Annotated in this window: 7 protein-coding genes; 2 read left to right on the forward strand and 5 right to left on the reverse strand. The window is 33.4% G+C overall.

The features are described 5' to 3' along the window. Positions 1-83: 83 nt before the first annotated feature. The 5 genes from PQ462_RS16385 to PQ462_RS16405 all read right to left on the reverse strand — a co-directional run bounded on the left by PQ462_RS16385 (position 84) and on the right by PQ462_RS16405 (position 10857). Positions 84-1664: a RagB/SusD family nutrient uptake outer membrane protein gene (locus PQ462_RS16385; RefSeq protein ID WP_274250806.1), complete on the reverse strand. Its 1581-nt coding sequence runs from the start codon at positions 1662-1664 to the stop codon at positions 84-86. A gap of 10 nt (positions 1665-1674) precedes the next feature. After that, positions 1675-4707 (reverse strand): SusC/RagA family TonB-linked outer membrane protein, encoded by a 3033-nt coding sequence (locus PQ462_RS16390; protein ID WP_274250807.1) that lies wholly within the window; start codon positions 4705-4707, stop codon positions 1675-1677. Between the two features lie 329 nt (positions 4708-5036). After that, a complete protein-coding gene (locus tag PQ462_RS16395; protein ID WP_274250808.1) occupies positions 5037-6059 on the reverse strand; it encodes a glycosyl hydrolase family 18 protein in 1023 nt (340 codons plus the stop codon). 80 nt (positions 6060-6139) lie between these two features. Continuing rightward, positions 6140-7657 (reverse strand): SusD/RagB family nutrient-binding outer membrane lipoprotein, encoded by a 1518-nt coding sequence (locus PQ462_RS16400; protein WP_012026526.1) that lies wholly within the window; start codon positions 7655-7657, stop codon positions 6140-6142. 11 nt (positions 7658-7668) lie between these two features. Beyond that, positions 7669-10857, reverse strand: coding sequence for a SusC/RagA family TonB-linked outer membrane protein (locus PQ462_RS16405; protein WP_274250809.1), 3189 nt, complete (start codon positions 10855-10857; stop codon positions 7669-7671). 270 nt (positions 10858-11127) lie between these two features. Here PQ462_RS16405 and PQ462_RS16410 point away from each other — a divergent pair, with 270 nt between their 5' ends. Further along, positions 11128-12180, forward strand: a complete 1053-nt coding sequence (locus tag PQ462_RS16410; RefSeq protein WP_073408363.1) for a sensor histidine kinase — start codon at positions 11128-11130, stop codon at positions 12178-12180. Continuing rightward, positions 12170-12871, forward strand: coding sequence for a LytR/AlgR family response regulator transcription factor (locus PQ462_RS16415; RefSeq protein WP_012026529.1), 702 nt, complete (start codon positions 12170-12172; stop codon positions 12869-12871). Before PQ462_RS16410 ends, PQ462_RS16415 begins: the two co-directional genes overlap by 11 nt. Positions 12872-12987: the final 116 nt, after the last annotated feature.

The raw sequence follows: 12987 nt of genomic DNA on the forward strand, positions 1-12987 counted from the left end.
TTTTGAAATGGCACAAGCAATTTTCACTGCTTGTACCATTTGCTAACCAAACTTAAAATCTGTAATCTATTTATTTTTGTTTTTTAGAAATTCGGAGCATTTACATCCCACCAAACTCTGGTTCCTCCATTATCTGGTCCGCCCAATTTAGAAACTCCAGTAGCAACACCTCCTGAATTTCCAGCTTTCTCAGACTGAACGAAATTGATTCTTCTTACACCAAACTCAGTTGTAATTGCTCCGCCGCTGTAATTTTTAAGTACTGGGAATAATTTAGGATATCCGGTTCTTCTGTAATCAGACCATGCTTCTTGTCCCTCAGGAAAGCCTGCAATCCATTTTTGAGTAATGATTTTTTGTAGTTTTACTTCATTTGTCGCCGCTGCATCCCATGCCACCGTAACATTATTTACTGGAGCTGAATTATTTTCTGGAAAATTAGGATCGACATACGCAGCTGCTGTTTTTGTATTATCAGCTATATAACCTGCTGCACCAGAAACTCCTCTCTGATCGAATGAAGCTTTAATCCCCGCTTCGTATAATTCCTGAGCCGTACCGCCCATATTCCAACCTCTTAAAGCTCCCTCAGCTCTTAAGAAATAAGCTTCTGCAGCGTTCATAAGGTAGATTTCTTTTGATCTTACCACAGCGCCAATTCCAGAAAAATCCTGATGATCCGATTTTCCGCTGATTGCTATTCCTGTTCTTACTCCTTTATAATCATTAGGAAATTGTTTTGATGTATCAAAATAAGAAGCTATTCTAGGATCCTGATATCCCTTCATTATAGACTCCATATCAGCAGACATACGTATATCTAACCACGAACTGCTGATTGTTGCAATTGGGTTTGTATAAACCGGGGAAACAATTTTAAATGAATCATCGTTAACCAGCATCACACCAAATTTTTGAGCCACAGCTTTTTCTGCTTCTGTTTTTGCCAAAGCTGGTTTAACTTTCACGATACGCATTGCTAATCTTAATCTTAAAGTATTTGCAAATCTTACCCATGATTCGTATTTTCCTTTGTAGCCTGTCATATCTGTAGACTCAAATGTAGAAGCTTCACCAGCATCAATCCTTTTAGTTAATTCTGCCACAGCAGTATCTAATTCAGCAAACATTTGAGTATAAACTTCTTCTTGAGAATCATACGCAATAGTCGCATCATTTGATCCGAATTTAGAATAAATAATTGGTCCAAAAGTATCTGTCATTCTATGCATTCCCTCAACTTTCAAAATCAATGACAGTGCATAAAATTGATCATATTTACCTTTAGATTTATTAGCTATATCATATGCATTAAACATTACATTTTTATATCCATAATCCCAGATAAATCCGTTCCAATTATCTAACAATGCATATGTTGTATTATTCACACCACTCTCAAAACCAGTTGGGGTTGCCATATAACCTGACCAAATATCTGAGTTTAAGCCTTGCTGCAACTGATAAACCCACTCTGGAGTAAGGACTTGGATATTGTTAAACATAGGAGCAAAACCTCCTTTGATATGATTAAAATCTTGTTCAAAATCAGGAAGTGTAATACCATTTGGATTAGTATTAATGTCTTCAAAATTATCTGTACATCCCACAGCAGCGAGTAACAAAGTACAAATAGTTGCTTTTGTTATATTATTTAGTTTCATGTTTTTTAAATTAGAAAGTTACATTTAAATTAAGACCAATACTTCTGGTAGAAGGTAAACCATAAATATCAACCCCTTGTAAACCTTGACCTGTACTTAATGCAATATTTGGATCGAAAGGAGCATCTTTATAAATAAAGAATAAGTTTCTAGCTATAAATGAAATACTCGCTGTTTGGATAAATGGTAAAGCCTTAGGATTAAAATTGTAACCAATAGAAATCTCTCTTAAACTTACATTTGTTGCATCATAAATGTATTCTCCTGTAATTCCAGCTCTTCCTCCAACAGTTGTGTAGTAAGACTGAGCATCCATAGTTGTTACTGCTGTACCGTTAGGCATTACTGCATTTATCTTAACACCGCCTGCATTTCTTGCATCACCTGTAGCTTTAGAAACACCAAATGCATCATTTTGTGCTTGAGTTAAACTCATTACTTCTCCTCCAAAACGTCCATCAATTAAAATATTTGCGAAGAAAGATCCGAATTTGAAAGAGTTAGAAAAACCTAACATAAAATCAGGATTTGAATTTCCTAATTCAACAAAATCTGTTTTTTGAATTTTTCCATCGCTATTCAATAAAATTCTACCCTGATCATCTTTCAACATTTTGTAACCTTCAATAACACCATAAGGTCTTCCTTCTGTTAAAGTATACTTATAACCATTAACTCCAGGATCTGTTAAATTTACTTTTCCGCCTAATTCTTCAGGAATTTCTTTTACTTTATTCTTGTTTTGTGAGAAGTTAATAGTCGAATCCCAAGTGAATTTATCCCCTCTGATAATTCCTGCATTTAATACAACCTCGAAACCTTTATTTTCTATACTTCCGGCATTAATACCATAAAAATCGGCACCTGCACTATTTCCAACTGGAGCAACAACTTGTAAATATTGGTTTTTAGTTTCTGAATTATAGTAAGAAACTTCAAAACCTAATCTATTATTAAACATTCTCCATTCTGTACCAAATTCAAACTCTGATTTAAGCTCAGGTTTTAATGTAGTTCCTGGTTTTGGTGTAACTAAAGGATTGTATTTTGATCCACTTCCATTAGGATAATAGTTTGTTGGAACAGAAATAAAAGGATAGATATCATTACCAACTTGTGCATAAGTACCACGTACTTTACCATAATTAATCCATTCAGGTAAAGTTGCCATCTCACTTATGATTGCAGTTAAACCTACAGATGGATAAAAATAATTTGATGTACCTGTATTTACTAAAGTAGATGACCAGTCATTTCTTCCTGTAAGATCTAAGAATAACATATCTTTGTAACCAAATGTAGTAGCAGCAAATACTGACTGTACTTCTCTTCTTGAATCAATTGTCTGATAATTTCCGTCATTATTATTGAAATTATGTAAAGTAAACCAGTTAGCATATTTCAATCCTCCTCCAATACCTGAATCTAGTATCGTTTTTTGATTTGTTAATGTATTAGTTACACTCGCCCCTATGTTCGCATTAAAACTAAAATCAGATCCAATTTTTGTATTGATTGTAGCAATTAAATCACCATAACGTTGTGTACTTAAAGCATTTTCGCTAATATATCTACCATTAGCATGAGACAGCGTCCCTTGTGTAGTAGCAAATATTCTTTTATCGTATAAACTTGTTACTCTATTATAACTGTATCTAGAAGCAATCGACAACCAATTAGTTGCTTTATAAGTTAAAGAAAGAGCTCCATTAAAGAAATCGTTTTTATCTTCAGATTTGTTTCTGTTAATTGCCCAATATGGATTTTGCATAATATCTCTATTAGTCATCCAATTTTGAGCCATTAAATTTCTTGAAGGATCAAATTCTTCATAATTATCTTTATAATAATTAAAGTCATTTCCTCTTGGCATTAAATAAACACCTGTAAGCGGGTTAAAATAAAATCCATTAACTGGTTTGTTTGCAATATTTTGACTTGTATAATTTGCATTTGCTGCAAATACAAGTTTATCATCAAAGAACTTAGCAGTCTGACGAATACCGAAGTTGTTTTTCTTCAAATTATTTCCTGGAATAATACCGCTTGCAGAAGTATTTGCATAAGAAAAAGCTGTAGAAGAATTTTCTGAACCAATTGAATACCCTAAAGAAGTAATTTGTGTAGTTCCTGTAGTAAAAAAGTCCTTTACATGATCTTTAGATTGTCCTTTTGCTCCCCAAGATTCGTCTGCACCTGCTGCTGCAAGATAGTCTGTTTGAAATTTAGGAAGATAAGCTGCTGTTTCAAATGTTGTTACAGACGAAAGATTAATGTTTGCTTTTCCTGCTTTTGCTTTTTTAGATGATAATAAAATTACACCATTTGCACCTTGACTACCATATAATACAGAAGCTGCAGCACCTTTAAGAACCGTCATTCCTTCATAATCGTCAGGATTTACCAAAGAAATTACATCTCCTCCGTCACGGTTACCTCCTGCTAAACTACCAAATGTGTCGTTTGGCTGACCAGAACCTGAATTCAACATAGGAATACCATCGATTACATACAAAGGCTGGCTATTAGATACAGATGAATTTCCACGAATTACAACTTTTGTAGAGCCCCCAGTTCCACCAGCACTTTTAGTTACAGCAACACCGGCAATTTTACCTGCAATAGTATTGATAACGTTAGCATCTTTTACACGAACCAGTTCGTCTCCTTTAAGTTCCTGAGCTGCATAAGTCAAAGATTTTCTTGTTTTCTTGATACCTAGAGAAGTAACTACTACTTCACTTAAAGCATTTGAAGCAGCGACCTGCATTTTCACATTAATTGTAGCAGCATCGCCTACAACTATGTTTTGTGTTTCAAGACCTACATAACTGAAAACTAATGTTTGGCCTTTTTGAACCTCGATTGAGTACAATCCGTCAAAATCGGTAGTAGCACCTTTTTGACCTCCCTGCACAGCAACAGATGCCCCTGGTAATGGCATCCCGTCAGAATCTGTAATCACACCTTTAACATTTTTTACCTGTGCAAGCGAAACCTGCGCCGTAAAAACAATCATAAAGATTAAGAAAATTTTTTTCATGTTAATTTATTTTGTTAGTTATGATGTAAAATTATTCTTAAGGGATTGTTAAAAAAAATAATTTATACAAACTACTATAAATTTTAAACGAACGACATAAAACAATCAATAATCTGCTGCTCGAAAACGTTTTCATTTCTATAAAAAGCAGAAAAAACACCATTTACGACTATTTTATTCTGAAAATTCTAAATTTTACTAAAATATTTTCAATTCTAACAATTATTTGTAAATCTTATATTTATATAAAAAACAACGCTTCTTTTTAATCTTTACGAATAAAAAGAAGCGAAAAACTTATTAATTAAAAAATCGTGTAGGAAATAAAATTAATTACCGCACATGCCTGAAGTCTTGTATTTTAGATCTGTATATTTTTTATGGATGACTTCTAATAGAGAATATTCTCCAAAAGAATCCTGAGCCAGCTCCCATATCATAATGCCGCCTGTATTTTGCGATGCATATTCGACTTTTTTTAAAATTGTCGGCCTTCCGTTATAATAAATTTTACCAATTTCATCCTGATCGGCAAATTGCGTTCCTGCTTGTATTATTTCTCCAAAAGTAGAACTGGTTACTGTAGGATAAGTAAAATTATATCCATAAAAAGGAACTCCAAGTGTCAGTTTTTCACTGGACACATTTTGTTTCTTCCAAAATTCAACTCCATCTTTGGCAAATTCAAACGAGCTGTGCTGCTCTATTTTATTTGGACTCCACGGACCAGTACTGTCGTAGGCCATAATATTTATAAAATCGAAAGCATTTAATGCTTCAGAATTTATATTTACAAATCGGGTATTATTAGGAAGTGCAGCTGTGAGCAGTTTTTTACGATCTATAAGTTCTTTTTTTAACTCGACTACAAAACCGCTGTAGCCAGGTGTGACTGCATCCCATTCGAGATCTACATCTACACCATCTAAATTATGATCTGTTACAAACTTTGAAATATTTTGAATAAAAGCCGGCCGATTTTCGGGTTTATCAATTAGTAAAGACCAATTTGCTGCTTGTTCAGCTGAAATAACTCCGCCGGCAAGCGAAATGCTTATAACAATATTGGGGTTTACAGATTTTACATATTTAGTTACGGCATCAATATCTCCGTCAAAAACTAGATTTCCATTTTTATCAGGATTAGCAAAAGCAATATTTAAATGCGTCAGCTTACAAAATTCAATTGATGTTATTTTATCAAAGCTGTCGGCAGATAAATATCCCACTACTCTTGCTTTTTTACTTTTTACTTCTTCCGGATTATTTTCTTTTTCACTGGTACAGCTGTACACAGAAAAAAGAGAACTCATGAAAAAAAGGATGCCTAATAAGGCTTTATTTTTTATCATAATTTTGAATTTAAACTTTAGTGTTCTTAATTTTAATTAGATTGAAATAATATCAGGCATAACTATATTTTAGGATTTTTTTAGTTTACATCCCACCAAACCTTACCAGTCCAATCATTTGTTCCTCCCATTCTTTGAACAGCTTCCATATAATTTTTTTCATTTTTCTGCATCTCATCGTTAGGATAATACAAACGAGTAGGCACAACACCTCCGGTTTGAGAATCTGAATTTGTTATAGGAAGTAAATGCGGATAACCTGTTCTTCTCCAGTTAGAATAAGCTTCTATACTGTTAAACAAATAAGTAATCCATAATTGTGTTCCAATTTGTTCTTTTTCTGTTCCAGCTGCTAAAGGTTTAGCATTTACATACGCATCAATACTTGCCTGACTTGCAGGAGCAGCGCCATAAACTTCTAATTGTTTAATTCCAGCCTCAACTCCTTTTTTATAAAAATCAGCTGCAGATCCTGCAACCCAGCCTCTGTAAGCGGCTTCTGCTAATAACAATTGTGATTCTGAATAACTTACATGTAAAAAAGGAGTAGTTCTTAATTTTAAATACGGCTGAATACCTGATGCAGCATTTGAACCACCTACAACTTCCCATCTAAAAACTCCCGGACGAACTCCTTCATATAATTCTTCTCCCGGACCAATAGGACCTCCATTAACACTTCCTGTTTTTGGAGTTGCAAGCATTTTCAGCCTAGGGTCACCATTATCTCTTAAATAATCAATTAAAAGAGAACTAAAATGATCTCCATGCTCGTCTGAAATAAACCCATATGATAATCCATTTCCTCTAAAATCTAATGTAGCAGGATTATCATTAAAAGGAAAATCTAAATGATGCATAAGACAATTGTCATCGTTGCTTTCGAAAACACCATTTTGAAAAGCTGCTTTTGCTTGTTTTTCAGCTTCAGCCGGGCTCACTTCTGAAATTCTCATCGCCAGACGCAAACGCATTGTATTGGCTAATTTTTTCCATTTTGAAATATCGCCATTATAAAACAAATCTCCTTTTACCGAGCCTCCGGAAGCATTTAACTGCGTAAAAGATTCATCTAAATCTTTGAAAAAAGAATTGTAAATATCCTGCTGTTTATCGTATTTAGGCGTTACAATACCTTGAGAAAAACCTAAACCAGCTTCAGAATAAGGAACATCTCCATAAATATCGGTTAGACGCTGTGCAACCATAACTTTCATAATCTTTGCTACAGCATTCATATTTGATGCAGCAGGATCATTACTTGTGTTTTTTATAATATCAACAACATTTTTTAATTCGTTTGCATACACGTTTCTCCATAATGCTGTTGCATATTCGTCTACTTTTTTAAATTTACTTCCGTATTCTGTTACTGCCCAAGAACCTGAATAATGCTGTACAAAACCACCAGAATATATTAAGTTCGTTCTATGTTGATAATATCCGTCTCCAGACATACATAATTGAGTAAATGTAAGCTGACCTGCAGGATTTGGAGCTAACGCAACCGGATCCTTTATCAGTTCGTCAAAATTTTCTGTACAGCTTACTACTGAAAAACCAGTTAATGCCGCTATTAGTATATGTTTAATTTTCATAATGTACTTTTTTAGAATGTAACCTTAATATTAAATCCATATGATCTTCTAAATGGCAATGAACCATACTCAAAACCTTGTCCGTTTCCTGAAGTGTACATTGACTCTGGATCAATATTTGGTAAATCTTTACTGAATGTCAATAGATTTCGCGCAAATGCTGAGATGTAAATTGAATTGATTTTTGCACCTTCAAAAACACTTTTTGGTATAGTGTATCCTAAACTTACTTCTCTTAATTTCACATAAGACGCATCGTAAATAAATGGTGCCGGAGTATTATCAAAAACATTAGTCCAATAAGCCTGAGGATCTACAGGTTTTTCATTTCTAACATAGTTTGGATTTTGTGCTGTTCCTGTATTAACAACTCCATTTGCTACATAACCTGCTGTTGGAACCCAATTTTGAACATTAAAGTTAGGGTCGCTCGCAGCAGCCTGCGCTCTTGCAGCATTATAAGCATCTCTTCCTTCTGTTGTTACATCAAGTAAACCTTTTGTAGCTGCAACAGAGTTTGTCATAGAATAAACATCCATACCAAACTTCATATCTAATAAAAACTGAAGGGTAATTCCTTTATAAGAAAATCTGTTTGTTAAACCGGCTGCCCAGTCTGGAACACCTTTTCCTAAAATAACTTTTGTATCTGTATATAAAGGAAGTCCGTTTGCACCTACAATCATTTCACCTGATTCTGTTCTTTGAAAATCTTTTCCAATAATAGTTCCGTACTGACCGCCAACTTGTGCCACAATTGCAGCTCCTGCCCAGCGAGCCTCAGAAATAGTATACGTATTGATATCTGGATGTAAAGACAAAATTGAGTTTTTGTTTTTAGAGAAGTTTAAATCAATTCCCCATTCAAAACTATTTGTTTTAATAGGAGTTCCAGATAAAAAGATCTCTATACCTTCGTTACGTAATTTTCCAGCATTTACAGAAAGAAACTCGTAACCTGATGTTGCAGAAGAAGCTAAATCAAGAGTTTGATCTGACGTATCTTCACGATAAACCGTAATATCTGCTCTTAATCTGTTTTTAAAGAACGCTGTTTCTAGTCCAAACTCAGTTCCTGTTTTTGACTGATATGTTAAGTTAAGATTTGGTGCCGATGAATTTTTAATATTTACAACACTCTGCCCGTCATAAGAGGAATAAGTTGTATAGTTTAATGAGTTTTTATAAGCTCCCGGAGCATTTGATACATTTGCCCAAGACGCTCTAAACTTACCATAAGAAAACGCATCGCTTTTTATATTAAATGCATCTGAGAATACAAAACCTAATGAAGCTGCCGGATAAAAAGCATCTTTATTAATAACGCTGAACCAGTCATTTCTTCCTGTAAACTCTGCATATAAATACCCTTTATAATCTAATTTTGCAGAACCGTAAACAGAATTTGTTCTTGTTTTTGTTTCTGTAGGCGCATTTATTGTATGAGTTGTAAAATTACTTATATACTCAGTTCCAGGCTCGATAATATTAATTCCAGAACTTGAATTTTCCTGTCTTCTAAAATCTCTGCGGCTTGTACCTAAAATTCCGGAAAAAGTTAAATCGTTAGCTAGTTTAATATCGCTGATAGTAGCAATAATATCCGTATTCATTTCAGAAACCGTAATATCATTTAAACCAATATATCCTGTTTCTCTTCCCGGCCAGGTGCTTCCGGCTGCCATAAAATCTTTTGCACCAAAAACATACGTATCTAAACCAGTTCTAAAAGTCAGAGCAATCCAGTCTTTTAACTTATATGTTCCGGCCACGTTACCCATAAAACGGTTTTTCTTAGAAGTATTGTGGTTTGCTTCGGTAGTCATGTATGGATTTAACTGATAAATATTATTGTTCCATTTATAAATTTCACCAGTTTCTTCATTCTTGTAATTTTTCAGCCAGGCCTGATCTATATTTGGAGCCAATCCTGTTAATGAATAACCAACGTTGTTTGGAGAATCTCCTAGACCTGGTCTGTTTTCTGTATTTTCGACCATGTAATTTACATTGGCATCCAAAGTAAATTTATCTGATTTTAATGTCGCATTCAAGCTCGCATCGTTTCTCTCTAATCCAGAACCCGGCACAACATCATCATTTTTTAAATTATTGAATCCAAAGCGGACATAAGCATTTTCACTTCCTCCAGAAAGAGCAATACCATTAGTTGTTGTAAATCCTGTTTTAAAAAAGCCTTTAATATTATTATCAACTCTGGCATAAGGTTTCATTGAGCCGTCAAATATTTTAATCTCCTGTCCAACAGTTTCAGAGAATTTAGGTCCCCATGAACTTGTAGTGTATTGATAAATCTCCGAAGGTGCTTTTGACGGATCAGGCAGAATTCCGTGAGATCCGCTTCCGTATTCCGTTTGAAAATCATCATATTTAGCATATACCTTATCAAAACTAACGCCGCTGGTTAATTCGACCTGTAGTTTTCCTTTACTTCCTTTTTTAGTCGTAATTAAGATAACACCATTTAACGCTCTGGAACCATATAAAGCTGATGCTGCTGCTCCCTTTAAAACCGTAAGACTTTCAATATTGTTAGGATTAATACTCGAAATACCGTCTCCGTTATCTCTACCGTCAAACCATTTACTTGCCGCAGCACTATCGTTAGAAAGTCCGGTATTATCAATAGGCACACCATCTACAATATATAAAGGCTGGTTATTCTCTCCAATACTAGATATACCTCTAATAATAACTCTTGTACTTCCACCTACTCCTGTTGCAGGTATCGAAACATCAACCCCAGCAACTCGGCCAGAAAGTGCTGTCGCCACATTTGTTGTAATTACTTTGCTCAATTGTTCTCCTTTAACATCCTGAACAGCATAGCCCAATTCTTTTTTCTGTCTCTTAATACCTAACGCTGTAACGACAACTTCATTTAAGTTTTGTGTATCCTGAGTCAGTACAACATTAATTGTTGGTGATGTACCAACAGTTACAGTTTTAGTTTTAATTCCTATATACGAAAATGCCAAAACATCCCCAGCAGATGCCTGTATCGTATACATACCGTCATAATCACTTTGACTTACCGTTTTTGTACCTTGAATAATAATACTTACTCCCGGCAGCGGCAATCCATTTTGATCGCTTACCAAACCTTTGATTGTCTTTACTTGTGCAAGCGAAACCTGCGCAGTAAAAGCCATCATAAGGGCTAACATAATTTGTTTCATTTTTATCATGGTTTTGATTAGTTGTGTATAAAATTATTGTTAACGTACTGTTAAAAAAAATTATTTATACAAACAGTTAAATTTTTTAAACAAACAACATAAAACATTCAACATTATGTTGCACGAAATCGTTATCCTATTTAAATAAAATATTAATTAGCTTTTTTTGTAAAAAATTATTCAAAAGAATTGCGATTTAGCTTCTAATTATGTAAAGTTGCAGATTAATTACAAAGCCTTCCAATTAATAATAAAACGTTAATAAAAAAGTTGAACGAAATCCGAAAATTAAAATTCGATATAAAACTCAAAAATCATATTTGGTTTTGGGGAAGCTACTTTACTCTCAACTTTTTACGATGGGGTGCTTACTTTAATGATTATCCTTATTCGTTTAAATCAAACTTAATTGAGTTTTCGCTGCATATACCTTTAGTATATTTCAATCTTTTTATTTTAGTTCCAAAATACGTTCTAAAACAAAAATATATTACCTACACCGCAGCGTTAATCACAAGCTTATTTGGGATATATTTATTAAAAACAGTTTTAACCTATTACATTATATCCGAAAATATCTGGCCCGAAGCAAACCGGGAATATCATCCTTTCGACATTAATCATATTTTAGCGGTTTGTATAGGAGAATTGTATGTTTTAGCAATGGCATCTTCTGTTTATCTTACTTTAACATGGCTTAGAGAAAGAGAACGAAACCGTTCATTAAGAGAAAATCAGTTTAAAATCAAACTAAAATATCTCGAAAATCAAATTCAGCCACATTTCTTTTTCAACACATTAAATAATCTATATGCCTTATCTCTAGAATCTTCAGATAAAGTGCCGGATGTTATCATCAAACTTTCAAATTTGATGGAATATGTTTTATATGATGTAAAAGGAACCAAATTTGTTCCGCTTATTAAGGAAATTGATTATATCCAGAATTATATCGAAATTGAAAAGTTACGTTTTGAAAATGTAGAAGTTACAATCAATTTAGAATCAAATATAGAAGATGTAGTCGTACCGCCGTTAATCTTTATTTCTCTGGTCGAAAATGCCTTTAAACATGGCGGAATCAACAACAATAACTTAAAAATTAAGATCAATTGTAAAGTTACCAATAACAAAATGTTAGACTTTGAAATCTTAAATAATTTTGTAATTTCACAAAATCTTAAATCTAAAGGCGGCATTGGTTTAGTTAATACAAAGAAGAGACTAAAATTAATTTACAAAAATCATTTTAGCTTAAAAGACACAACAAAACTTAATTACTATATAATTCGTTTGCAAATACCTATTCAGAATGAAGATTAAATGTGTATTGATTGATGATGAACCTTTGGCGATAAAAGTCCTGCAAAATTACTTTAATAATTTTACAGATTTTGAAGTTATAGGAACATTTAATAACTCTTTAGAAGCGCTTGATTTTATAAACAGCACTTCTGTAGATGCTGTTTTCTTAGACATCAATATGCCAATGATGACTGGTTTTGAATTAATCAGTTTAATCGAAAACAAAACAAAAGTTATTATTACAACTGCTTTTAGAGAATTTGCTGCAGAAAGTTATGATCTTGATGTATTGGATTATTTAGTAAAACCTATTCCCCTGCCTAGATTTATAAAATGCATCAATAAAATTACAACCGAATACAATTTAAAAAACAATATTAAAATCGATACGACAAAAGGCGATTCGCATATTTTTATCAAAGTCGATAAAAAAATGATGAAAATTAATATTGAAGAAATCCTTTTTATCGAAGGAATGAAAGAATACATAAAAGTTGTAACACCTGATAAAACCTACATTACCCACAAATCTTTAACCTCATTATCCGAAGAACTGCCGGCTGATCGCTTCCTGCGCATCCATAAATCTTATGTAATTGCGCTCAATAAAGTAAAATCTATAGAAGGAAACCGCATCCAAATTCAGTCGTACACGATTCCTATTGGAAGAAATTACAGTAAAGACGTCAAAAATCGAATTCTCGAATAAAACTTTAACATTTCTAACTCTATATAAATTAACACATTGTTGAATAAATAAGGTAGTTGGTTTAAATTTAACATTATTTTCAATCAATAATTTTTTTTTGACTTACGTAACAAATA

Source organism: Flavobacterium sp. KACC 22758, assembly GCF_028736135.1.
Classification (GTDB): domain Bacteria; phylum Bacteroidota; class Bacteroidia; order Flavobacteriales; family Flavobacteriaceae; genus Flavobacterium; species Flavobacterium johnsoniae.

Excerpts from the sequence above, each read along its gene's own strand:
- PQ462_RS16385 (WP_274250806.1), bottom strand. The coding sequence starts at position 1,664 with ATGAAACTAAATAATATAACAAAAGCAACTATTTGTACTTTGTTACTC.
- PQ462_RS16390 (WP_274250807.1), bottom strand. The coding sequence starts at position 4,707 with ATGAAAAAAATTTTCTTAATCTTTATGATTGTTTTTACGGCGCAGGTT.
- PQ462_RS16395 (WP_274250808.1), bottom strand. The coding sequence starts at position 6,059 with ATGATAAAAAATAAAGCCTTATTAGGCATCCTTTTTTTCATGAGTTCT.
- PQ462_RS16400 (WP_012026526.1), bottom strand. The coding sequence starts at position 7,657 with ATGAAAATTAAACATATACTAATAGCGGCATTAACTGGTTTTTCAGTA.
- PQ462_RS16405 (WP_274250809.1), bottom strand. The coding sequence starts at position 10,857 with ATGAAACAAATTATGTTAGCCCTTATGATGGCTTTTACTGCGCAGGTT.
- PQ462_RS16415 (WP_012026529.1), top strand. The coding sequence starts at position 12,170 with ATGAAGATTAAATGTGTATTGATTGATGATGAACCTTTGGCGATAAAA.